General features: G+C 60.3%; 17 protein-coding genes. 14 read left to right on the top strand and 3 right to left on the bottom strand.

The window, feature by feature from the left end:
* Positions 1–68: 68 nt before the first annotated feature.
* The 9 genes from trpB to ABH939_RS13065 all read left to right on the top strand — a co-directional run bounded on the left by trpB (position 69) and on the right by ABH939_RS13065 (position 13,175).
* Positions 69–1,418, top strand: coding sequence for a tryptophan synthase subunit beta (gene trpB / locus ABH939_RS13105; RefSeq protein WP_404649696.1), 1,350 nt, complete (start codon positions 69–71; stop codon positions 1,416–1,418).
* Positions 1,415–2,218 carry a tryptophan synthase subunit alpha gene (gene trpA / locus ABH939_RS13100; protein ID WP_003944010.1) on the top strand — a complete coding sequence of 268 codons (804 nt, stop codon included), beginning with the start codon at positions 1,415–1,417 and terminating at the stop codon, positions 2,216–2,218. The genes trpB and trpA overlap by 4 nt, the downstream gene beginning before the upstream one ends.
* Entirely contained in the window at positions 2,215–3,288 is a 1,074-nt protein-coding gene (gene lgt, locus ABH939_RS13095; protein WP_180279703.1) for a prolipoprotein diacylglyceryl transferase, read from the top strand. Before trpA ends, lgt begins: the two co-directional genes overlap by 4 nt.
* Positions 3,285–3,710: a TM2 domain-containing protein gene (locus ABH939_RS13090; RefSeq protein ID WP_030536756.1), complete on the top strand. Its 426-nt coding sequence runs from the start codon at positions 3,285–3,287 to the stop codon at positions 3,708–3,710. Before lgt ends, ABH939_RS13090 begins: the two co-directional genes overlap by 4 nt.
* A 126-nt stretch (positions 3,711–3,836) precedes the next feature.
* Positions 3,837–4,664 carry a TM2 domain-containing protein gene (locus tag ABH939_RS13085; protein WP_047272252.1) on the top strand — a complete coding sequence of 276 codons (828 nt, stop codon included), beginning with the start codon at positions 3,837–3,839 and terminating at the stop codon, positions 4,662–4,664.
* 133 nt (positions 4,665–4,797) lie between these two features.
* On the top strand, positions 4,798–9,297 hold the full coding sequence (gltB, locus tag ABH939_RS13080; protein ID WP_404649695.1) for a glutamate synthase large subunit: 4,500 nt from the start codon (positions 4,798–4,800) through the stop codon (positions 9,295–9,297).
* Positions 9,290–10,792, top strand: coding sequence for a glutamate synthase subunit beta (locus ABH939_RS13075; RefSeq protein ID WP_404649694.1), 1,503 nt, complete (start codon positions 9,290–9,292; stop codon positions 10,790–10,792). Before gltB ends, ABH939_RS13075 begins: the two co-directional genes overlap by 8 nt.
* A gap of 82 nt (positions 10,793–10,874) precedes the next feature.
* Positions 10,875–12,293, top strand: coding sequence for a pyruvate kinase (pyk, locus tag ABH939_RS13070; protein WP_003944038.1), 1,419 nt, complete (start codon positions 10,875–10,877; stop codon positions 12,291–12,293).
* Positions 12,294–13,175 (top strand): acyl-CoA thioesterase II, encoded by an 882-nt coding sequence (locus ABH939_RS13065; protein WP_003944096.1) that lies wholly within the window; start codon positions 12,294–12,296, stop codon positions 13,173–13,175.
* A 33-nt stretch (positions 13,176–13,208) separates the two neighbouring features.
* Here ABH939_RS13065 and ABH939_RS13060 read toward each other — a convergent pair whose 3' ends face one another.
* On the bottom strand, positions 13,209–13,712 hold the full coding sequence (locus tag ABH939_RS13060; RefSeq protein WP_003944006.1) for an SRPBCC domain-containing protein: 504 nt from the start codon (positions 13,710–13,712) through the stop codon (positions 13,209–13,211).
* 277 nt (positions 13,713–13,989) lie between these two features.
* Here ABH939_RS13060 and ABH939_RS13055 point away from each other — a divergent pair, with 277 nt between their 5' ends.
* Positions 13,990–14,961, top strand: coding sequence for a bifunctional 5,10-methylenetetrahydrofolate dehydrogenase/5,10-methenyltetrahydrofolate cyclohydrolase (locus ABH939_RS13055; protein ID WP_404649693.1), 972 nt, complete (start codon positions 13,990–13,992; stop codon positions 14,959–14,961).
* A gap of 111 nt (positions 14,962–15,072) precedes the next feature.
* Here the strand turns inward: ABH939_RS13055 and ABH939_RS13050 are convergent, their stop codons facing one another.
* Together ABH939_RS13050 and ABH939_RS13045 are read right to left on the bottom strand one after the other, a co-directional pair.
* The gene (locus tag ABH939_RS13050; RefSeq protein ID WP_404649692.1) at positions 15,073–15,720 is read right to left on the bottom strand and encodes a hypothetical protein; all 648 of its coding nucleotides are present in this window, start codon (positions 15,718–15,720) and stop codon (positions 15,073–15,075) included.
* A gap of 451 nt (positions 15,721–16,171) precedes the next feature.
* On the bottom strand, positions 16,172–17,302 hold the full coding sequence (locus ABH939_RS13045; RefSeq protein WP_404649691.1) for a hypothetical protein: 1,131 nt from the start codon (positions 17,300–17,302) through the stop codon (positions 16,172–16,174).
* A 53-nt stretch (positions 17,303–17,355) separates the two neighbouring features.
* On the opposite strand from ABH939_RS13045, the gene ABH939_RS13040 reads away from it, so the two are divergent.
* The 4 genes from ABH939_RS13040 to ABH939_RS13025 all read left to right on the top strand — a co-directional run bounded on the left by ABH939_RS13040 (position 17,356) and on the right by ABH939_RS13025 (position 23,533).
* A complete protein-coding gene (locus ABH939_RS13040) occupies positions 17,356–17,526 on the top strand; it encodes a hypothetical protein (protein WP_404649690.1) in 171 nt (56 codons plus the stop codon).
* A gap of 132 nt (positions 17,527–17,658) precedes the next feature.
* Positions 17,659–20,370: a DNA methyltransferase gene (locus tag ABH939_RS13035; RefSeq protein ID WP_404649689.1), complete on the top strand. Its 2,712-nt coding sequence runs from the start codon at positions 17,659–17,661 to the stop codon at positions 20,368–20,370.
* Positions 20,367–22,337, top strand: coding sequence for a DEAD/DEAH box helicase (locus ABH939_RS13030; protein ID WP_404649688.1), 1,971 nt, complete (start codon positions 20,367–20,369; stop codon positions 22,335–22,337). Before ABH939_RS13035 ends, ABH939_RS13030 begins: the two co-directional genes overlap by 4 nt.
* Positions 22,337–23,533: a GIY-YIG nuclease family protein gene (locus ABH939_RS13025; protein ID WP_404649687.1), complete on the top strand. Its 1,197-nt coding sequence runs from the start codon at positions 22,337–22,339 to the stop codon at positions 23,531–23,533. The genes ABH939_RS13030 and ABH939_RS13025 overlap by 1 nt, the downstream gene beginning before the upstream one ends.
* Positions 23,534–24,285 lie beyond the last annotated feature (752 nt).

The raw sequence follows: 24,285 nt of genomic DNA, 5'->3' as shown, positions 1-24,285 counted from the left end.
TCACCCGCCCGGCGTGCTTTGATGCACCCGGGCGGTGACCAGCGACACCGTTGGGGCAGACTGGTGGGGTGACTTCACGTACTCAGGAACCAGGCTCCGGTGCAATATTCAAGGGCGGCAATCTGCCGCCGGCCAGCGCGGGACTCACCGAGCGCTCCCACGATCCCGACGCCGGAGGCCATTTCGGCGTCTACGGCGGACGGCATGTGCCGGAAGCTCTCATGGCGGTTATCGAGGAAGTCACTGCGGAGTACGAAAAGGCTCGCGCGGACGACACGTTCTTGAACGAACTCGATCGCTTGCAGCGCGATTACACCGGACGTCCGTCGCCGATTTTCGAGGCAACGCGAATGAGCGAGTTCGCCGGCGGTGCGCGCATCCTTCTCAAGCGTGAAGATCTGAACCACACCGGTTCTCACAAGATCAACAACGTTCTCGGTCAGGTTCTGCTGGCAAAGCGTATGGGCAAGACCCGCATCATCGCCGAGACCGGAGCGGGCCAGCACGGTGTGGCATCGGCCACCGCCTGTGCACTGCTCGGTCTCGAGTGCGTCATCTACATGGGTGCTGTCGACACCGAACGGCAAGCACTCAACGTCGCGCGCATGCGACTTCTCGGCGCGGAGGTCGTTTCGGTCGAGACCGGTTCGCGCACGCTCAAGGACGCGATCAACGAAGCCTTGCGCGACTGGGTTTCCCACGCGGACAACACCTATTACTGCTTCGGTACCGCGGCAGGCCCGCACCCGTTCCCGACCATCGTGCGCGATTTCCAGCGCGTAGTCGGCCTCGAAACTCGCGCGCAGGTGCAGGCGTTGACGGGCCGACTGCCCGATGCGGTAACAGCTTGCGTAGGCGGCGGCTCCAATGCGATCGGTATCTTCCACCCGTTCATCGACGATCTGTCAGTCCGTCTGGTCGGCTACGAAGCGGCCGGCGACGGTGTCGAAACCGGAAGGCATGCAGCAACGTTCGCCGGTGGCACACCGGGTGCATTCCAGGGTGCCTACTCCTACCTGCTTCAGGACGAAGACGGTCAGACCATCGAATCGCACTCGATTTCTGCTGGTTTGGATTACCCGGGCGTCGGACCCGAGCACGCTTACCTGAGCGATATCGGGCGTGCGACCTACGAACCCGTCACCGACAGTGAAGCCATGGATGCGCTGCTGCTGCTCTCGCGCCGCGAGGGCATCATCCCGGCCATCGAATCGGCCCACGCCGTCGCCGGCGCACTCCGACTGGGCAAAGAACTCGGTGAGGGCGCGATCATAGTCGTCAATCTCTCCGGTCGCGGTGACAAGGACATGGACACCGCCGCAAGCTGGTTCGGTCTTTTCGACGGCGCCTCAGGTCAGGCAGCCGCTCCGGATGATGCAGCAGACGAGAACGACAACACGGAAGGCTCGGACAAGTGAGCGAACGACCATCACGCCTCGCACCCACCTTTGCCGCCTGCAAGGCTGACAAGCGTGCCGCCCTCGTCGGTTACCTGCCTGCCGGTTATCCGACCGTTCCCGAATCGATCGACGTGTTCAAGGCGATGGTCGACGGTGGCTGCGACATCATCGAAGTCGGTGTCGCGTATTCCGATCCGGTCATGGACGGTCCGACCATCCAGCGTGCAGCCGAAACCGCACTCACCAACGGCGTTCGCCTTCGCGACATCTTCACCGTGATCGAGCAGATCAGTTCGGTCGGCGGCAAGGCCGTCGTGATGACGTACTGGAACCCGGTACTGCAGTACGGCGTCGACAAGTTCGCACGAGACCTCGCTTCCGCCGGCGGGCTCGGACTCATCACCCCCAACCTCATTCCGGAAGAAGCCGGCGCCTGGATGGAAGCATCCGAGGAGCACCACCTCGACCGGATCTTCCTTGTCGCCCCGTCCTCGACGGAAGAACGGCTCGCGATGACACTCGATGCGAGTAGTGGATTCATCTACGCGGCCTCGACAATGGGTGTCACCGGCGCTCGCGACGCTGTGTCTTCGATGGCTCCGGAACTGACCGCACGGATCCGCGCGCATTCCGACATTCCCGTCGGCGTCGGATTGGGAGTTCGCTCCGGCGCACAGGCTGCCGAAATCGCGGCATACGCCGATGCCGTCATCGTCGGCTCGGCTCTGGTCTCCGCGGTCGAGAACGGCCTGGGAGCCGTTCGCTCGCTCACCGAAGAACTCGCCGAGGGCGTCCGCTCGGCTACCGTGGCGTCGTGACCTCAACTGTGGACCTGCTGGCCTATATCCCCAGCCCGCCCCAAGGCGTCTGGTACGTCGGACCGGTGGCGCTTCGCGCCTACGCGCTCTTCATCATCCTCGGCATCATCGTCGCGATCGTGTGGGGAGATCGTCGTTGGGTCGCCCGCGGCGGCGAGAAGGGGACCGTTCTCGACATCGCGATCTGGGCCGTTCCCTTCGGTCTGATCGGTGGCAGGCTCTACCACGTTTTGACCGACTGGCCCGCCTATTTCGGCGAGAACGGTCAGCCACTCGACGCACTCAAGGTGTGGCAGGGAGGCCTCGGAATCTGGGGAGCAGTGTTCCTCGGCGGTATCGGTGCGTGGATCGGCTGCCGTCGACGCGGTATTCCGGTGTCCGCCCTCGGAGACGCGATTGCGCCCGGAATCTTGCTCGCGCAGGCCATCGGTCGTATCGGCAACTACTTCAACCAGGAGTTGTACGGTCGCGAGACCACCGTCCCATGGGGCCTCGAGATCTTCGAGCGTGTGAACTCTTCCGGCCAGCTCGATCAACTGGCAGGTGTCTCCAACGGAGAAGTCATTCGGGTCGTTCACCCGACGTTCCTCTACGAAGCTGTGTGGAACGTCCTGATCGTGATCCTGCTGGTCCTCGTCGACCGCCGATTCAAGATCGGCCACGGACGTCTGTTTGCTCTGTACGTCGCGGGCTATTGCCTGGGCCGGTTCGTCGTCGAACTGATGCGCGACGATTTCGCCTACGAGATCGCCGGCATTCGCGTCAACACATTCACTTCGGGGATCGTGTTCTTCGCCGCACTGGCTTACTTCTTCCTGGCGAAGAAGGGTCGTGAGGATCCGGCTGATTTGAAGTCGAAGGACTACGTCGCTGCGGTAGCTGCCGGCGAAGCAGGAGTCGCGGCGCCAGTTACCGAAACTGATTCGGCGAAGGCCGACGCGAAAGTCGCCGACGCTGAAGATTCTGAATCCGATGCTGCTGAATCCGCTTCCAGTGAGGCAAGCGCCTCCACGGCAGCGTCGGATGAGTCGTCGGACGCGGTGAAGCTGTCGAAGAAAGACAAGCCGTGACAGGTCCCTATTCGCAGGGGGGATTCCCCGAGGATCAGGGACCGGTCTACGGCGCGCCCAATCCGTACGGATATCAGCAGCCATTGCCGCCTCCATCGATGTACGGGTTCGGAGATCCCTACGCCCCGTACGGTCGGCACCCGGTAACCGGGGAACCGTATTCCGACAAGTCGAAGGCCACCGCTGGACTGTTGCAGATCTTGCTGGGCTTCTTCGGAATCTGTGGAGTCGGGCGCCTCTATATCGGAAGTGTCGGCATCGGATTGTGCCAACTGCTCGGCATGTTCTTCGCGCTGTTCATGTCGGCGTTCCTCATCGGAATTCCATTTGCGATCGGAATCTGGATCTGGGCGTTCGTCGACGGCATCGTGATACTTTCGGGCAATGCGCGGGACGGTGCTCGCCGGCCATTGCGAGGATGAGTCGCGAGCGCGAACCGAGGAAACATGTGTGGGGGACTGGCCTCGAGAAGGTCGAACCTTCTCGAAGTCCGATAACAAAAGCTATTACGTACCGTCGTCGAATCGAAGGAAAGTACGTTGCCTAACTTGAACAAGAATCCGGAACCTTCCGAGTCGGGGGACTCGTCTGGATCACAGCCGCCGGTTCCACCGCAGTTCGGGTCGCCGTTCGACTACGACGCGACGGCGGATGCGTCGTTGACGGAAACCTCGGCACCCACCGAAAAGACGCCGTCGACGGAGACCACCGGCACCGGTCCAGGCTGGGACACGTATTCGGGAGTCGGAAACGGTCCGGGGTGGGGAAACCACCCCATCTACCCGCCGCCGACCGGAACCGAATCGACCACAGCGTTTCCCGCTGCCGATTCTGATTCCACCCCGAATCAGCCGACAGCGCCGTACACGTCGCAGGAAAGTTACGCCGCCCAGAACTATCCGGCGACCGACTATCCGGCGCCGGACTACTCGAGCCCGACCCAAACCCCGACGGACGGTCCCGTCTACGGTGCACCGGCAGATCAGACTCCGAATCCCTACGCGGCTCCGCCGCAGGGCTACCCCCAGCCGGGATACTCACAGCCGGGTTACGGTCAGCCTCAGGGGTATCCACAAGCTCAGGGTTATCCTCAGCCTGGCTACGGCCTGGTCGACCCGTCCGCACCATACGGACGTGACCCGATGACCGGTGAACCGTACTCGGACAAGTCGAAGACGACTGCCGGATTGCTGGGCATTCTGCTCGGCGGATTCGGTGCAGGACGTTTTTATCTCAACCAGCCCGGCATGGCTGTCGCACAGATCGCGGTCACTTGGTTGACCTGTGGAATCGGTGGCATCTGGCCGCTCATCGACGGAATCATGATGTTGACCGGCAGTGTGCGCGATCAGTACAACCGCCCTTTGCGTAGCTGATCGAAACGATCGTCGGCAAGTGTGACCCCCTGATGCCTCGTTATCAGGGGGTCACCGTTTTGCTCTCGCGACCTGCGGTTATGGGCTGATAAACTAGCGCTCGTCGGCTGCATGTCCGCGTGGAGGTCGCCGAGTGCCGTTTTCTCGAATACCTGAACCTCGAGGCCTGTACGACCCCGATCAGGAAACCGATTCGTGTGGTGTAGCCGTGGTAGCAGACACCTCTGGACGCCACCTGCATTCCGTTGTCGACGATGCGCTCGCGGTCCTGGGCAATCTCTCCCATCGCGGCGCAGTTGGGCGCGAATCCAACAGCGGAGACGGCGCGGGCATTCTGATTCAGCTGCCGACGGAGTTCTTCGACGCGGTGACCGAGTTCGAGCTTCCACCACCCAACGCGATGGGTGAGAACACCTACGCGGCCGGAAACTGCTTTCTCCCGGTGGATCAGGAAGCACGTCGGCGCGCGGTAGTTCGGATACACCGGTACGCAGCGGCAGAAGGACTGCAGATTATCGGGTGGCGAGAGGTGCCGGTCGACCGAGACTGCGTCGGAACCGTTGCCGCGCAGTGCGCTCCGTACATCAGTCAGTGTTTTGTGACGTGCGCCGAGTCACGAGATCGTAGTGTGGGCGGAATTGCCTTGGACCGACGAGTCTTTGCCCTCAGGAGACAAGCCGAGCGGATTCACTGTGCCGACACTGCAGTGTATTTCCCCTCGTTGTCCGCCCGAACCATCGTGTACAAGGGCATGCTGACGCCGACGCAGTTACCCGGTTACTTCACCGACCTACGCGACGACCGAATGCGAACTGCGTTGGCAGTAGTGCACAGTCGATACTCCACGAACACATTTCCGTCGTGGCCACTCGCTCAGCCGTATCGCTGCATCGCCCACAACGGCGAGATCAATACGATTGTGGGAAACAGGAATTGGATGCGCGCTCGCGAGCCGATGCTGCGGAGCACACTTTTAGGTGGGGACATCGATCGCCTGTTTCCGATCTGCACCCCGGGAGGATCCGACTCTTCGTCGTTCGACGAAGTACTGGAGCTTTTGACGCTCGGGGGCCGCAGTGTGCAACACGCCATCGCGATGATGATTCCCGGAGCCTGGGAGAACGATTCTTCGATGCCCGACGAGATAAAGGCCTTCTACCAATTTCACGGTTGTCTGATGGAACCGTGGGACGGTCCGGCGTCCGTGACGTTCAGCGACGGCATTGTTGTCGGGGCCGTGTTGGATCGCAACGGTCTTCGCCCAGGGCGATGGTGGCGGATGAAGAACGACCGTATCGTGTTGGCCAGTGAGAGCGGTGTGTTCGACGCTCCCACGTCCGAGGTGTTGGAGAAGGGGCGCCTCGAACCGGGACGCATGTTTCTCGTGGACACCGCTCGCCATCGGATCGTTTCCGATGCGGAGATCAAGTCCGAACTCGCGAGCACAGCCCCCTACCGGGACTGGGTCGACGGGGGATTGGTCGACCTCGAGGAAATCCCCGAGACTGCGCCTGCCCGAGGCGATCCGGCTCCGCTGTTGCAACGGCAGTTGCTCTTCGGATACCACGCCGAGGACCTGCGGGACATTCTTGTCCCGATGGCAAGCTCAGGATCGGAGCCGTTGGGATCGATGGGTGTCGACACGCCTCTCGCCGTTCTTTCGGATCGGCCGAAGCTGTTGTACGACTACTTTATTCAGCTCTTTGCTCAGGTGACCAACCCGCCTTTGGACGCGATTCGCGAGGAAGTCGTCACAACGCTTGGTGTCACCCTCGGCGCTGAGCAGAACTTGTTCGAAGCGTCGGCGCTGTCGTGCCGAAGGATTGTTCTCGATAAACCGGTGATCGGACCGGTGAAGATGGCGAAGGTCGCCGAACTATGCGGCGCAAGAACTCCGAGAAGCGCTGTCCTACGGGGAGGTTTCGATCCGAGGGGCAGTCTCACCGAAGGCGTCGAGAGGCTTCGTGAGTCCGCCCGAACAGCCGCCGCAGCCGGTATCGAGATTCTGGTGATCTCCGACCGTGGATCAGGCCCTGAGCAGGCTCCCATTCCGTCATTGCTCGCAGTATCAGCCGTGCACCACGATCTGGTTCGTCATGGCCTGCGGACCAAGGTTTCCCTTGTCGTCGACTCGGGTGACGCGCGCGAAGTTCATCACATCGCGCTGCTGATCGGCTACGGTGCGGCGGCTGTCCACCCGTATCTTGCTCTCGAATCTGTCCAAGCCCTCAGCGAGCAGGACGAACTTCCCGGGATAGATCCGAAGACTGCGTCGGACAACTACCTGAGAGCAACAAATTTCGGCGTGCTCAAAGTGATGTCGAAGATGGGAATCGCTACGGTTCACTCCTACACGGGCGCACAGGTATTCGAGGCAGTGGGCTTGGGCCGAGAATTGGTCGACGAATACTTCTGCAACACACGAAGCCGGATCGGCGGGATCGGTATCACCGAAGTCGCGCGCGAAGTTCTGATGCGCCACACGGCTGCGTTCTCGTCGTCCGCAGTGCAGCATCGTCAGTTCGACAATCGTCAGTTGACCGACAGCGGACAATACCGGTATCGCCGCGATGGTGAATTGCATGTGTTCACACCCGAATCCGTGTTCTTCCTTCAGCATGCGACCCGGACCGGGCGAAGTGAGATGTTTCGTCGCTACAGCGATGAAGTCGATCGACTGAGCGCGCAGGGCGGAACACTTCGGGGATTGATTCGATTTCGGTGTGAGGTTCGTCCGCCGATTCCGCTCGATCAGGTCGAACCCGTCGAGTTGATTCTCGCTCGATTCAACACCGGTGCGATGAGCTACGGTTCCCTCTCTGCGGAGGCGCACGAGACGATGGCGGTTGCGATGAATGCTCTCGGCGGGCGTTCCAACACCGGTGAGGGCGGAGAGTCGCCGGAGCGGTTGCGTGACGACAAGCGTCGAAGCGCAGTCAAGCAGGTCGCGAGTGGGCGCTTCGGGGTGACCAGCGATTACCTGGTCAATGCCACCGACATTCAGATCAAGATGGCCCAAGGTGCCAAGCCCGGTGAAGGAGGGCAGCTTCCGGGGTCCAAGGTGTACCCGTGGATCGCGGAAACCCGGTACTCGACACCTGGAGTCGGGCTCATTTCCCCGCCCCCGCACCACGACATCTATTCGATCGAGGATCTCGCCCAATTGATCTACGACCTCAAATGCGCGAACGATCGCGCGCGGATACACGTGAAGTTGGTCAGCGCAGCCGGAGTCGGGACTGTTGCGGCAGGTGTGGCCAAAGCGCACGCCGACGTGGTGCTGATCTCCGGTCACGACGGCGGGACGGGTGCTGCGGCACTCTCGTCCATCCACCACGCGGGTACGCCGTGGGAGATCGGGCTGGCCGAAACTCAGCAGACCCTGGTGCTCAACGGGTTACGCGATCGGATCGTCGTCCAGTGTGACGGGGGTTTGCGCACGGCGCGGGACGTCGTCGTCGCCGCGTTGCTGGGAGCGCAGGAGTACGGGTTTTCCACGGCGCCACTCATCGCGGCCGGGTGCGTCATGATGCGGGTATGTCACCTCGACACCTGCCCTGTCGGAGTAGCGACGCAGAATCCCGAACTGCGCGAGCGATTCACCGGCCGACCCGAGTACGTCGAGAACTTCTTTCGCTTCATCGCCGACGACGTACGACGGCTGTTGGCAGAACTGGGGTTTCGAAGTATCGACGATGCTCTGGGGCACGCAGACGTATTGGAAATGTCTCCGGCGGTGGCACATTGGAAGAGTCGCACGTTGGACCTCTCACCACTCTTCGACGTTCCGGCCGCGCCGGCCGGCGCGGCCTACCAACCGTATGTACCTACTTCGAGCGAACTCGAACGCACCCTGATCAAGTTGGCTGCGAACTCCCTCGAGGACGCTCGACCCGTGCATATCGAACTGCCAGTACACAATACGGATCGAGCGGTGGGAACGAGGCTGGGCGCTGAGGTGACCAGACGCTACGGCGCCGTCGGGCTACCTCAAGGCACCATCGACGTCATGCTCCGTGGAACGGCAGGCCAGTCACTCGGTGCGTTCCTGCCACCGGGCATCTCGCTGGTCGTCGTCGGCGATGCAAACGATTACGTGGGAAAGGGGCTCTCGGGTGGACGAATCGCGCTTCGGCCGAGTGAGGACGCACCCTTCGTGGCCGAGGAGCAGGTGATTGCCGGCAATACGCTGCTGTACGGCGCTACGAGCGGTGCGCTCTATGCCCGGGGGCGTGTCGGGGAACGATTCGCGGTGCGCAACTCGGGTGCGGTCGCTGTGGTGGAAGGCGTCGGCGACCATGCGTGCGAGTACATGACCGGGGGTCGCATCGTCATCATCGGCCCAACCGGTAGGAACCTTGCTGCGGGAATGTCCGGCGGACTTGCCTTCGTACTCGACGTGAAGGCAGAAAAGGTCAACCGCGACATGGTCGTTCTGGAGCAGCCCTCGGCGGAAGACTGTCGTCAGCTGGTCGACATTCTCGGCGCGCATTTGGCCGCTACCGGTTCGCCGGTGGCGGCGAAACTACTCGACGACTGGGGTGGACAGAGTCCGAGATTCACCAAAGTCTTGCCTGTCGATTATCAGAAGGTCGTGGAAGAGAACCAACTGGTGGAGCCGGCTCATGCCTGACCCACGCGGGTTCCTCAACGTGAAACGATCCGACGCACCGACCAGACCGCCCGATGTGCGTGTCGGCGACTGGGCGTCGGTAGACGAGTCGCTGGATCCCGTCGTGCGAAATCGAGACGTATCTGCACAGGCCTCGCGTTGCATGGACTGCGCTGTGCCGTACTGCCATTCGGCCGATGTGGGGTGTCCGCTCGGCAATCTCATTCCGGAATGGAACGACCTGGTTCGGCGTGGACGGTGGTCCGAAGCCTCGGAGAATCTGCATTCCACCAACAATTTCCCCGAGTTCACCGGACATCTGTGCCCCGCACCGTGCGAAACGGCGTGCGTTCTCGCACTCGACGGCGAGCACACGTCGGGGGGTGTCACCATCAAGCGCATCGAACAGGCAATCGTCGACAACGCCTGGGAGTCGGGTTGGTTGGGGCCGCAGGCACCGGTAGTTCACAGCGGAAACTGTGTTGCGGTTGTCGGTTCGGGACCGGCGGGACTGGCCGCAGCTCAACAACTGACACGAGCCGGACACAGTGTCACGGTGTTCGAGCGGAGCGATCGGATCGGGGGACTGCTTCGCTACGGAATTCCGGAATTCAAGTTGCCCAAGGCCCTCATCAACCGGCGGCTGGACCAACTGACCGCCGAGGGGACCAGGTTCGTCACCGACTGCGCCGTCGGAGTGAACGTGAGCGCGCACGACCTCTCGACGGAATTCGAGGCGGTAGTCCTGGCGGTCGGGGCTGATCGTGCCAGAGACACCGACGTACCGGGTCGTAGTCTTCGCGGAATCCATCGTGCGATGACGTACCTGCGTGCGGCCAACCGCGAATGCGAGGGTGACGGTGCGTCGAGCATCTCGGCGCGAGGTAAGAACGTCGTGATCATCGGTGGCGGCGACACGGCCGCCGACTGCCTCGGCACGGTGCATCGCCAGGGTGCGCTCTCGGTGACGGAATTGGATTGCCACGTCCCACCTCCGGCACGCCGCGATCGAGATCGCGACCCATGGCCGTTGTGGCCGCGGGTCCTGCGCACCTCGCCGGCGGACGAGGAGGGCAGTGACAAACGATTCCGATGGGCGGCGCAGGAATTTCTCGACGACGGTGGGGGTGCGGTCCGCGCAATCCGGATGGTTCCGGTAGCCGTGTCACGAGCGAAGGACGGACAACGGACCCTGGTGGAGACCGGCGACACGACGGATCTGGTGTGCGAGATGGTCCTGCTCGCTCTGGGTTTCGACGGCGTCGAAACCGCCCCGCTGCTCACCGACCTTGATGTCGGCACCGATCCACTCGGCAGAATCGAGTGTGATGTCGGGTGGCAGACCCGGACACCCGGCGTATTCGTCTGCGGCGACGCGCATCGCGGGGCGTCGCTGGTCGTTTGGGCGATTGCCGAGGGACGGTCGGCCGCACGTGCCGTCGACGTGTTTCTCACAGGCGAGTCGGCGCTTCCGGCTCCGGTTCATCCAAAGGCATTTCCGCTGTTCGTGAGCTGACCAACTGAATCGAGTAAGTACAGAAAGTGCAGGTCGCAAATGCCGGATAGAAGTGCGGTGGGGTAGCGACTAGGCTCGAGCCGTGAACCGACGGACAAAAATTGTATGCACACTTGGACCTGCGACAGCTTCTGGCGACCGCATCCGTGAGCTCGTGGAGAGCGGCATGGACGTGGCGCGCCTCAACTTCAGCCACGGCGAGCATGCCGATCACGAAGAAAACTACATTCGCGTCCGCGCCGCGTCGGACGCCACCGGAAAGGCCGTCGGTGTTCTCGCCGACCTTCAGGGGCCCAAGATTCGCCTCGGCCGATTCAAGGACGAGCGGACCACCTGGGCCAACGGTGAAGAGGTTCGTATCACCGTCGACGACGTCGAGGGAACGCACGATCGCGTCGGGACCACGTACAAGGAATTGGCGCGCGACGCCAAGGCCGGCGATCGACTGCTGGTCGACGACGGAAAGGTCGGCCTGGTCGTCACGTCCATCGACGGCAACGACGTCGTCTGTCGGGTCACCGAAGGCGGTCCGGTCAGCAACAACAAGGGCCTCTCACTGCCCGGTATGAACGTCTCCGTTCCAGCCCTGTCGGGCAAGGACATCGCCGACCTCGAGTTCGCTCTCAAGCTGGGTGTCGACTTCATTGCACTCTCCTTCGTTCGCTCACCGGCGGACGTCGAATTGGTTCACGCCATCATGGATCGAGTCGGGCGCCGCGTTCCCGTCATCGCGAAGCTCGAGAAGCCCGAGGCCATCGACAATCTCGAAGCCATCGTGCTCGCGTTCGATGCCGTCATGGTCGCCCGCGGTGACCTCGGTGTCGAGTTGCCGCTCGAGCAGGTCCCGCTCGTTCAGAAGCGCGCAATCCAGATTGCTCGTGAGAACGCGAAGCCGGTCATCGTCGCGACGCAGATGCTCGAGTCGATGATCGAGAACTCACGTCCCACTCGCGCAGAGGCATCCGATGTCGCCAACGCCGTTCTCGACGGCGCCGACGCAGTCATGCTCTCGGGCGAGACTTCGGTGGGCAAGTACGTCATGGAAACCGTTCGCACCATGGCCCGCATCGTCGAGGCCGTCGAGAACGAATCAACCCGTGTCCCACCGTTGACCCACGTCCCGCGCACCAAGCGCGGTGTCATCTCGTACGCAGCACGCGACATCGGCGAACGTCTCGACGCCAAGGCCTTGGTTGCGTTCACTCAGTCCGGTGACACGGTGCGTCGACTGGCTCGTCTGCACACGCCGCTGCCGTTGCTCGCCTTCACACCGCTGCCCGCGGTGCGCAGTCAGCTGACGCTGACGTGGGGAACTGAGACGTTCCTGGTCGATGCGGTGGCCACCACCGACGAGATGGTGCGTCAGGTGGACAGTGCGTTGCTCTCCCTCGGGCGGTACGTCAAGGGCGACCTCGTGGTCATCGTTGCCGGATCCCCTCCGGGAACTGTCGGTTCCACCAACCTCATTCACGTCCACCGTATCGGCGAAGAGGACCACTGAGTGACCCACGCGAACGCGTCCACCGACCTCGGTACTCTCCTCGGTCTGTTGGATCTGGAGCAGATCGGTGAAGACGCGTTCCGTGGATACCACCCGAAACAGGTAGGCTCGCGGACGTTCGGCGGTCAGTTGGTGTCTCAGGCACTGATGGCCGCCGGGCGGACCGTCGACGGTGATCGCCCCATCCATGCGGTGAATGCCCATTTCATTCGCGGCGGAGATGTCAAGGCGCCCATCGAGTATCGGGTGGATCGTCATCGCGACGGGCGGGCGTTCGCCAACCGTCAGGTGACTGCCTATCAGGGTGAGAACGAATTGTTCGTGATGCTCGCGGCGTTCCAGGACTCCGGCAAGGGGCTCGACCATGCTGTCGAGATCCCGGATGTTCCACTTCCGGAGTCGTTGCCTCCCATCGGCGATCATCTGGTGGGGTACGAGGAGAAACTGCCGCATTTCAGTGCGGCGCTCAAGCCGATCGACATGCGGTACGCCAACGATCCGGCGTGGATCCTCAAGGGCACCGGCGAGAAACTCAACCACAATCGGGTATGGATGCGCCCCGACGGTGATCTGCCGGACGATTCGCTCATTCACGCTGCGACGCTGGCATATTCGTCCGACACCACCGTGCTCGATTCGATTCTGACCACTCATGGTTTGTCCTGGGGTCATGATCGTATCGTCGCGGCGACGGTCAATCATTCGATCTGGTTCCATCGCCCGTTCCGGTTCACCGACTGGGTTCTGTACGCCACCGAATCGCCGGTCGCCGCAGGTTCGCGCGGTCTGGCAACCGGACGGTACTTCTCGGTGGAAGGACTGCTGTTGGCGACGGTGGTCCAAGAAGGAATGATCAGGCATTTCCCGCGCAAAGGGGAATGAGATGCGGGCCCGAGACTGAACTCGGGCCCAGAATCAAGCAGACTTGCGATATTGCGGTGAGAGTTCGTCGGCGCGGTCCCACGGAGACCAGTCGACTTCGCGTCCATCGAGTTGGGCCGCAACAACTTCCAAGCCCGCGTGCCAGCCGGCAGCGTGGGCGTACGCGGACTCTTCGTCTTCCATCGTGTGGGTGAGGGTCAGCCAGCAACCGCCGGTGCCGTCCGGTGCCAGTTCCCAATGCAGAGTATCTGCGTCCCAGAGGAATTCGAGAATTCGGTGCGGGTGGACACTGATGACCGTCCCGCGCGTCACGTGATCTGCTGGCAGTCCGAATCGCTCGACTTGTTCCGGGGTCACCTTGAACAGCAGATCCGCGCCGGGAGTGAGGTTGAAATCGACGTCCGCCGGGAACCAGGCGTCGAGGTACTCGCGTTCCGTTATCACTTTCCAGACCTTGTCCGGTGCGTGCGGAATTGCCAGTTGGAAGCTCAGTGACACCCGACCGTCATAGGTCAGGTTTATCTTGCCGTTGTCCATCGGTGCCTCCAATGCTTGGTGCCCGTGCGGTTGCCCCCATCGTGCCATCTAATTGCTTAGGATGGAATAACTGCAGGTCAGATCGTTACCTATTGATAGGTTATGTCGATTTGTCTCGTTTTGAGAGCGGCGTTCTGGATGCGTTTCGTGGCAGTGAGACAAACGCGCGGTACGCTGACCACGCACGACTGGCGCGGGTGGGAATTACCACCGGGGAGTGCACATCGCGAGGCATCGACCGCCTGGGTGCTTCACACATCTTGTGTGAAGGGGATCCATGTCTATCGAGAATCGGCCCACCGAAAATCTGTCTACCGAAAATCTGCCCAGCCAGAACGTGGCCGCTCGAATAATCGACGGACGCGCAATTGCCGATGCTGCGCTCGCGGACCTGTCAGTGCGCACCAGGCAGTTTCGTGATGAGGCGGGGCACGTTCCTTGCCTGGCCGCCGTCATCGTGGGAGCGGACCCGGCCTCGAAGGCGTATGTACAGATGAAGGCCAAACGATCTGTCGCCGTCGGAATGACGTCGCGGACGGTCGAACTCCCGGTGAGTACAACCACCGAAGAACTGGTCGACGTGCTGAGAGCGTTGTCGGCGGACCCTTCGATCGACGGCATACTGTTGCAACACCCGGTGCCAGGCCACATCGACGAACGGGCCGCGTTCGATGCCGTCTCGGCCGACAAAGACGTTGACGGCGTTACCTCGGCAGCGTTCGCGGCAATGGCGTTGACCGGTGGGGGATTCGAATCATGTACACCGAGTGGCATCCTGCGCCTCCTCGACGCCACAGGCGTCGAACTCTCCGGAAAGCATGCCGTCGTGGTCGGCCGAAGCCCGATACTCGGATTGCCTATGGGAATGCTCCTCCTGCGTCGAGGCGCAACGGTGACATACTGCCATTCGCGCACCGTCGACCTGGCCGCACACGTCGCCTCGGCAGACGTCGTCATCGCGGCCGTCGGTGTTCCGGAACTGATCAAAGGGACGTGGATCAAGCCTGGGGCAGTGGTGATCGATGCGGGGTACAACGAGGGCAACGTCGGAGATGTGGAGTACGCCGCTGCGCTCCCACATGCCGGTGCGATCACACCGGTGCCGGGTGGCGTCGGCCCCATGACGGTGGCAGTCCTGCTGGAACAAACACTGGCAGCAGCAGTTCGAGCAGCGGAAGTTCGGGCATGCAGTGAGAATCATGACAGTCGTGTTGAACCGGACCCCGCAATCGCCTCGGATCGATTGTGAGACCTCGGTTTCGAGACGGAGTATTCATCCGCCCCGCGATAACCGAATTACCGCGTCGAGCACCGCTGCGCTGGAATGGCTGAGCTGAGCGCGCAATTGGGTATTCGACAGTCAGCTGTCTGCCTTGGGGATGTCGATCGTCAACTGGGACGGTGAATCGGATGTCGATACGGTGTATGCCGGACGGATGTCGACCGTGCCGACAAACGACTGCAGGATCGCACTGTTCCTGGCTGCACTGTCTATGCGCGTGATGTTTTCGCCCTCGTGAGATACGGAGTTGAGCGACGAATCCGATTGGACTCCCATCAGGTCGACTTGAAGTATCGATCGACTTCCGACGTCCACGACTGTGCTGTCACCCGCTCGGATTGCTTCGCTGACATATTCGGTTTTCCAGAACACTGATCCATTTCCGTCGAATCGGTAGGTGATTCGGGTGAAACCGTCGTGATCGGTCACGTCGATCTCGGTCACGTCGATCTCGGTCACGTCGACGCGCGGATTCGGTGAAGGGATCTCCCTGTCGTTCGGGAACGGAGCAAGCGTGGAGATCTCGGTTGGTGGGGCATCGATCGGGGGAGTGCCGACCTGAAGGGTGCCTGTCTGTGTTGCAGCATCGAGGACGGTCTGGGTGGAAGATTCGCCGGCAGTGTTGGATTCGCCGGCAGTGTCGGATTGGTCGTCAGTCTGACATCCGGGGAGCAGCGCGAAAACAGATATGGCTCCGAGCAGAGCAATCAGCCGGTGACCGTTCATGGATCGAATCTAACGGCGGTCGATCTGGGGTACAGCCGAATGCCGAAACCTTGCGGTGCGGCCAGCTGCGGCAGGTGGTGCCCTCGGTGAGACTCGAACTCACACTGGACGGGTTTGCGGCGCTGTGCAACGCGGCGACGCTGGCTGTGAACTGTGCTGATTCCTCAAGGCCAATAACTGGGCATCAATCTGTTTCAGGTAGTTAATGGTCAACCTGCTTGCCGCGGTCTGAGGTGGACCACGGCATCACCCCGTGGGCTAATGGAGGCTAAATTCGTTTGTGCCGCACGTCGTCGCTCCAGCGGAGAGGGGAAGGACGAGTCGAACTCGGGTCGGGGATCCCGGTCCCACGCCACCGGAGGTGGTAGGCATGGTCGTAGTCTTCGTGCTGTCATTCTCATGAGCACCGAAACCCCGCGACCCCAGGCGGAAAATTCCCAGAAATTGCCGCTTATCCAAAGACTCCCCACCTTCGACCGCTTGTCATTGTGTAACTTGTGTCTTGATTCTCCCACTTTTTGAGCCAAGTACTTGCATTCGGCTCGGCGTGCACTGTGAGGACGAAGTGCAGTTCTTTTCCGCGGCTAATCTTCTCAAAGTGAAGGACTTGATCACCGTAAGAGGACGGCCAGGGGGATTCTGGAACCGGCAAAGTGATTACGTCCATGGAGTTGTCGCTAAATCTGATGGGAGCGCTCGAGGTGGTTCGACGATCGGTCGAATTCTCGATCGTGACCGATCCGATCGCGGTGTTTTGGGGGACCTCAGCCGCGCGGAAACCGAAGTATACTCGGGTAAAGGCTGACATCATGAGTTGGTTGCCCTCTCGCCCAGGCCCGCGATTTTGAGTGAGGCGACCACTTTCAATCCACAAATTTGTCCCAGATGTCAGTGCTGCAAGCTTGTCCATGTCAAGTGCGCGACTTTTTCCGACCCGCTCGGATTCTGCAGAAATGTCGTCATTTCGAGGCAGGCGTACTTTAGGTAGGGCGGCATAGAGGTTGTGATACTTCACAGCGATGTCGTCCAGTGGCGTGGCCTGCTTCCACATTTTATCGAACCACCGCTGTCCGTCGTGAATCGCCGCATCAGCACTCTTTTCAGCTCTGCTCGACGGATTCTTTATGATCTGCAGGCACCCTGCTTCGTGGCCGTACTTGATCCCGTTCCGCGACAGGTTTCCCGAACCGACAAGAATGCCTCTCGTGGCATTCCCTTGGACTGAGAACCATTTCGGATGCCAAGGAACAAACGGAACGCAACCACTCCTGTTAACGACCCGTTCACCGTCGTGGACCCGGACTGAACAGTTTGGCAGCGAAGCAAGTCGCTGTAAGGCGGTAGGGTCCGAGCGGTACCAATCGATGCTTACCAAGAACCGCTTAGCCAACTGCGTCCACTCGAGCTCTACCCTCCCTGTGCCTATCGCCTCGATCAACGCATCGACACCGCTGTCGGTTACATATGCGATAGCGGAATCGAACTTCGAAGCCCCAGCGCGCACCAACTCGATGATGCCGTCGACATTGGTAACCGGGCCTCGCCCGGATCCGGGCTGTCCAATCATCATCTGCTTTAACATGAGTACTTCGCCTTCTAGTCGAATCGGTCTGAGGTGGTTGGTGCTCGGCAAGGGTGGCCGCCGCAGAAACGGCCGAGGCAATCTTCGGCGGAATCCAGATCTACCACACGGGTGCAGGCGACACTCCGCGCTTGGGTTGCCTTTCGCTGATCGAATCTCAACTATCCTTTGCTCGCACCACCCTCATGACGGGGGTAGGTCACGTGACGGGACACACCAAGTGATACCCACGAGGTGGGGCAGGTTGATCCGTCAGCGCCCGTGTACAGGTCTGGGAACGCCTACTGGCGGCGATCGCATTTCAGGATGCTTACTAGGATGGAAGTCAGTCAGGGCGGACGAGCGAGCGAGGTGCGATGGCGAGACTCAATTTGAAGGCGATCGAAGAGCGGGTTGCGCTGGTCGGAAAGCGCGAGTTGTACGACCGTGATTTCATCTTCGATTTGCTCCTTGCCTACGGCAAGCCCAAGGGTAACGTCACGCGCCTCAGTAACGGGTCGCTCAACGTCGCCTCCGATCCCGACCACGAGGTGGCACAGAAGAACGTCGTTTACTTCCGGGAGACCGATCGAGAGCCCCTCGCCGACATCGAGGAACTGCGGACCTCACCATCTGTGATTCGGTATAACCCGAGGTTCGTGATTGTCACCGACTACGACGAGCTCGTCGCGGTGGACATGAAGACCGGCGAGAACCTGATGATCCCGATACAGGACATCAGCAAGCACTTCACCTACTTCCTTCCCTGGGCGGGGATGGAGAAGGCGCAGTACACATCCGAGGCGCATGCCGACGTCAAGGCTGCCGAGCGGATGGGCAAGCTGTTCGATGAGCTGTTGACGGCGAACCCCAACCTTATTGACCGTCCTCATGGTCGGCACGCGCTGAATGTGTTCTTTACTCGGCTGCTGTTTTGCTTCTTCGCCGAAGATACGGGGATCTTCGGCGACGGCCAGTTCACCACGGCTGTGGGGTCGCACACTCAGTCGGACGGCTCCGACGTCGCCGATTTCCTGACCGACCTATTCAACGCACTTGACACCGAGGGGCCCGAGGAGAAAGCGAGCTACCTGTCGGCGTTCCCGTATGTGAACGGCCGGCTGTTCGAGGTCTCGGAGCAACATGTCGCGCCGGAGTTCACCAAGCATGCCCGCGGGCTGCTGTTGAATCTGGGGTCGCTGGACTGGAGTGAGATCAATCCTGACATTTTCGGGTCGATGTTCCAGGCGATCGTCACCCCCGGAAAACGGGCAGATCTTGGACAGCATTACACGTCGGTGCCAAATATCCTCAAGACGATCGAGCCACTGGTCCTCGACGGTCTCAAAGCAGAGTTCGACGGTGGTTTCAGTAGTGTCACCAAGCTGCAGAAACTGCTTGAGCGGATCGCTGAGATCAAGGTATTCGACCCAGCCTGCGGTTCGGGTAACTTTCTGGTCATCGCCTATAAGGAACTGCGTCGACTGGAACACGCGATCCTTGAACGACTTGCAGAACTGAGTCCCAAGTACCAGGTCCTGTACGCGGTATCAAAGGTGAACATCGAGAGTTTCTACGGCATCGAGCTCGACGACTTCGCAGTCGAGGTTGCGATCCTCTCACTATGGATCGCCAAACATCAGATGAACCGTGAATTCAAGGAGAAGTTCGGGGTCGAGATCCCGCTAATCCCGCTCAAAGAAACCGGTCAGATTCACTCGGGCAACGCTGCACGTATCGACTGGAAAGCGGTTTGTCCCAACGACGGCCGCTCGGAGATCTACCTGATCAGTAATCCGCCCTACGCTGGAGCGAAGACTCAGACAAAGGATCAGAAGGACGACTACAAACATGTCTTCGGTGATCGTCTCTATTCGAAAAACCTCGACTACATCGGACTGTGGTTTGTGAAAGGCGCGGGTTACATCGAAGGGACAGCCGCCGAGCTCGCCTTTGTCACGACCAACTCAGTTGCGCAAGGCGAACATGTCGGACTTATGTTCCCGATGATCTTCGACAGAGGAATCGAGATCAGCTTCGCCTACACCTCATTCAAGTGGGAAAACAACGCCAGACGCAATGCAGGCGTCACTGTTTCCGTAATCGGCCTGCGCGTCGTACGTCCGGGACCGAAGTACATATACACCGACGACCTTCGAATCGCTGCGAAGAACGTCAACGGATATCTGGCTGATGGGCCTGACGTATTTATCGAGCGTCGCAATTCTCCGCTTGGTTTGCCTCGTCCTGCAATGGTTTTCGGCTCGATGCCGAGAGATGGAGGCGGCCTAATTCTATCGGAACCTGAGCTTAACCAAATGGTCGAGGCGGACCCTCGCAGCTATCAGTTTGTGAAGCGATATATGGGATCTTCGGAGCTTATTAACGATGGGCAACGGTACTGCCTATGGATTAGTGAGAGTGCTGCGCCAGCGGCTCGGTCAATCCCTTCTATCATGGCGAGACTTGACCGCGTATCTTTGGAGAGGGCGGGCAGTAAGGCTTCGAGTACCGCTGCATACGCAGCCGTGCCCCATCGTTTCGTCCAAATCAGCTACAAGCCCACGGATTCGATAATCGTTCCGAGGGTGTCGTCGGAGCGGCGTGAGTACATCCCGATGGGTTATCTCGGGCCGGACACGGTTGTCTCTGACGCGGCCTTTGCGGTGTATGGCTCGGAGCCGTGGTTGTTCGCTTTGCTGACATCGCGGATGCATATGGTGTGGGCGCGAGCTGTCGGCGGCAAGCTGAAGACCGACTATCGATACTCGAACACGATTGTCTATAACAACTTCCCGATTCCGTCGCTGTCCGAGGCAATGAAAGAGCAGTTGACCGTGGCGGCGATACGGGTTCTGGATGTTCGTGAGTATCACTGCGAGAAGACGTTGGCCGAACTCTATGATCCTGACAGGATGCCTGATGATCTGCGGGCTGTGCACGCGGGGGTCGACGTGTTGGTGGACTCGATCTACTCCAAACGCGGCTACGAAACAGATGAGGAGCGATTGTCGGACCTTTTCGCTATGTATGAGGCGATGACGGCCGAGGAGCGGGCGGCCGAGACGGCGAAGGGGAGTAAGAGGTGAGTAGCACCGTGAACGTCGTCGATGTGACCTACGCCCAGACCGGGGCGTCGGTGAACACTGATGCATTGGGCATGCGGGAGATGCAGCAGCGGGTGTTCTCCAAGCGGGACATGCAGCATTTACTGATCAAGGCTCCGCCAGCGTCGGGCAAGTCCCGGGCGCTGATGTTCGTGGGTCTCGATAAGTTGTATAACCAGGGCCGCAAGAAGGTGATCGTCGCGGTGCCTGAACGTTCGATCGGGGCCTCGTTCTCCTCGGCGAAGCTAACCTCGCATGGCTTCTTTGCGGACTGGGAGGTCAAGCCGGAGCGCAATCTGTGCACGCCGGGGTCATCGGCGGGCAAGGTCGATGCCTTTATCGACTTCCTGCGCACTGCCGATGCGATCTTGGTATGCACGCATGCGACGCTGAGGTTTGCGTTTGAGCGTCTTACCCCCGACGCGTTCAACGGAACCGTGCTGGCGATCGACGAGTTTCACCATGTGTCGGCCGATACGGAGGCCAGCCGGTTGGGTGCGTTGCTGAAGGAGGTGATGGCCGGCTCGGATGCTCACATAGTGGCTATGACTGGGTCATACTTCCGCGGGGACTCGGTGCCGGTACTCTCGGCCGCGGACGAGGCACAGTTCACGCCGGTGACGTTCAACTACTACGACCAGCTCAATGGCTACCAGTATCTGAAGTCACTCGGGATCGGTCATCATTTTTATCATGGCCGCTACACCGATGCGATCGGCGAGGTGCTGGATCTGGACAAGAAGACGATCGTGCATATCCCGAACGTGAACTCGGGAGAATCGACCAAGGACAAAATGGAGGAAGTCGGGTTCATCATCGACACCATCGGCGACGTGATCGATACCGAGCCCGATACCGGGATCATCCGCATTCGTCGCACGGACACTGGGCAAGTGCTGCGGGTGGCGGACCTGGTCGACGACTCCGACCAAAAGGCGCGCTCCGATACCCTGCACTATTTGTCGACCGTCGGGGCCAGAGAGCGCGGTGCCGTGGACATTATTATTGCGCTGGGGATGGCCAAGGAAGGATTCGACTGGCCGTTCGCCGAGCACGCCCTGACCGTCGGCTATCGGGCATCGTTGACCGAGATTATTCAGATAACCGGCCGTGTCACCCGCGATAGTCCAGGCAAGACGCATGCCCAGTTCACCAACCTCTTAGCCGAACCGGATGCCGAGCGAGGCGAGGTGACGGTATCGGTGAATAATATGCTTAAGGCGATCACTGCGTCGTTGCTAATGGAGCAGGTGTTGGCGCCGAACTTCAATTTTAAAGCCAAACGCGGCAACGACGATTCCCCGGAGCCAGGGACGATTAAGATCAAGGGATTCAGGGAGCCGTCGAGTGAGCGGGTCAAACAGATCGTCGAAACCGACCTGAATGATCTAAAGGCCAACATCTTGCAGGACGAGACGTTCGCCAAGGCCGCGGCCGGCGGCGTCAATCCGGAGACGACGAACAAGGTGTTGATTCCGAAGATTATTCGCGAACGCTACCCTGACCTCGATGACGAGCAGGTCGAGGAGATTCGGCAGCAGGTCGTGGTGGATTCGGTGATCAAGAACGGCGAGGTTCGCGAAGTCGGCGATAAGAGGTTCATCAAAATGGCCGATACATTCGTCAACATCGACGACGTGAACATCAATCTGATCGACACGATAAATCCCTTCCAACGGGCGTTCGAGGTGATGTCGAAGTCGGTAACATCACCAGTACTGAAGATCATCTCCGACGCGATCACCGCCACCCGGATTGATATCAGCGAAGAAGAGGCGCTTGCACTGTTTCCGAAGATTCAGAACTGGGTGAAGGTCAACGGACGGCGACCGAACGTGCGTTCCGAAGATCCCACCGAGAAACGCTACGCCGGGGCTCTGCTCTTCCTCCAACGACTCAAGCAGCAGCGCATTGCTGAAACACAAGTGAGTGAGAACGAGAACGTCTGATGACCGAGGATGATGACGCAACGACGGAAAGTGGAGTCGCGGATGCGTTTCAGCAACTGCTCGACTCTGACGTCGACGGACTGCTGGACCTCCCGGGGAAGCCGCAGAAGTTCACCTCCAGCGATCGGCTTGAACGGGCGTTCCTAGAGGTCGTGGAGTTCCGACGAGCCCACGGTCGATTACCCAGCTCGACAACTCGGGAGATCTCCGAGCGCAAGCTTGGAGCGCGCCTTGACGGCATCCTTGCCGACGAGAGGAAAAACGAAGCCCTGAAGCCGCTGGACGAATTTGGGTTGCTCGACATGCCTGCCGCGCCCAGCTCGATCGACGATCTCCTCGACGACGACCTCCTTGGCCCGCTGGGCGACGAGACCGGCATCCTGGATGTATCTAGCCTTCCTGCCCGCCGCCAGCGTTTTGAGACCGAGGGCGTTGCGAGACGCAAGCCTGCTAGAGGCTTCGCGGAGTTTGAGCCACTGTTCAAACAGAAGCACGCGGAGCTTCGCAGCGGGACGAGCGAGCTGATGCCATACCCGGGAATGAAGAGTATCGAGCCTGGCGCTATTTTCGTCCTAAACGGGGTGATGCTGTTCATCGCCGAGGTCGGTGAGACCGAGTACAAGAAGTCGACAGTTCGTGAGAACAAGCGTGAGCGGCTGCGCTGCATCTTTGATAACGGCACTGAATCGCGGATGTACCGTCAGTCGCTCGCGATCAGACTCGGCGATGAAGACGGGCAGATTGTCAAGCCTCTGCGAGAGCCCGAGATCCTCACAGATGATGAGGTCAGCGGATACATATACGTGCTTCGTTCTCAGAGCGATGACCCTCAGATTTCGGGTATCGCCGATCTGCACAAGATCGGGTTCTCCCGCGGCTCGGTCCAGAAGCGGATCAAAAACGCGGACGAGTCGCCGACCTATCTCATGTCGCCGGTCGAGGTCGTGGCAACATATCGCGTATACAACATGCGGGCCTCATTCCTGGAGAGCCTGCTGCATCGAGTCTTTGCCGAGGTGCGGCTCAGTCTGACGCAGGTAGACCAGAAGGGGCGCAATTATGATCCGTCGGAGTGGTTTGTCGTGCCTCGAAAAGTGATCGACCAAGCGGTCGCCCTCATCACCTCCGGTGCGATCGTCGACTTCGTATACGACCCGGACACACAGCGTCTCGTCGAGACCCGTTTATCTAGCTAGCGCGGGTGACACACCTTGTCGCCATAGTTCGCCTAGCCGGGGAATGTCCCCGATGTGTGCTCCGCGGTCGACGGCTGCATTCTTGATATGGTTGGTCAGCTCGGTGATTTAAATGTCGAGCTGATCTCAAACGGAAATCTCACCTTGGACCTGAGTTCAGTCTGGCTCATTGGGACCGTGAGGTTTGCTGAGGATGCCGCGGCCGCGGTGAAAACTGTGCACGGCGAACTTCACGGCCTCGATACGCCTCGGCGAGCGCATTGGGGGTGCGCCGGAGAAAGATCTTCGAGTCTGCAGTGTCTAGATCCCGGAACTTAGCGAACTCCTCACTCTCGATCCGGCAGATTGGACGTATCGCAGCTCTGGCGCGGTCGAGCGGGTCGTGGTAGCGAGGTCGGTCTGCGAGCTAGTGCCATAAATGTCCTGTACGCCTCATAGGTAGTCGCTTGGCTGCCCGCTGTCGGTCGCCGATTTTCGCTCGGTCGCCTTCGCACTGGCCTTCATCCGTCGTTGCGGTTGTTCATTGCCGTTTCAGTCAATCGGTGGACAGGAAGGAGTTGCTGGGTATGCACTGCCGGCGCCGCCCAGCAGCGTGTGGCTTGCGACTATCAAGGATGTGTTGGCTTTGTGGGCTTGGGTTTGCCAAGACTGCGGACTCGGCGGAAGTGTCCGAACGAAGCCCTTCGAAGACTTGTTGACAGCAATGCTGGAAGGCGAGACGAGATCGGAAAGCATTGCAGAGCAGAGTGTTC

The sequence above is a fragment of the Rhodococcus sp. 27YEA6 genome (genome assembly GCF_044908235.1).
GTDB classification, from domain to species: domain Bacteria; phylum Actinomycetota; class Actinomycetes; order Mycobacteriales; family Mycobacteriaceae; genus Rhodococcus_F; species Rhodococcus_F qingshengii.
Note: the sequence above shows the minus strand (reverse complement) of the source record. Positions and strands in the feature narration are given on the sequence as shown.

Bases quoted from the DNA above. Each gene is read 5' to 3' on its own strand.
- ABH939_RS13060 (WP_003944006.1), bottom strand. From the start codon at position 13,712: ATGGACAACGGCAAGATAAACCTGACCTATGACGGTCGGGTGTCACTG.
- ABH939_RS13035 (WP_404649689.1), top strand. From the start codon at position 17,659: ATGGCGAGACTCAATTTGAAGGCGATCGAAGAGCGGGTTGCGCTGGTC.
- ABH939_RS13050 (WP_404649692.1), bottom strand. From the start codon at position 15,720: ATGAACGGTCACCGGCTGATTGCTCTGCTCGGAGCCATATCTGTTTTC.
- ABH939_RS13045 (WP_404649691.1), bottom strand. From the start codon at position 17,302: ATGTTAAAGCAGATGATGATTGGACAGCCCGGATCCGGGCGAGGCCCG.
- ABH939_RS13055 (WP_404649693.1), top strand. From the start codon at position 13,990: ATGTCTATCGAGAATCGGCCCACCGAAAATCTGTCTACCGAAAATCTG.
- ABH939_RS13075 (WP_404649694.1), top strand. From the start codon at position 9,290: ATGCCTGACCCACGCGGGTTCCTCAACGTGAAACGATCCGACGCACCG.
- ABH939_RS13025 (WP_404649687.1), top strand. From the start codon at position 22,337: ATGACCGAGGATGATGACGCAACGACGGAAAGTGGAGTCGCGGATGCG.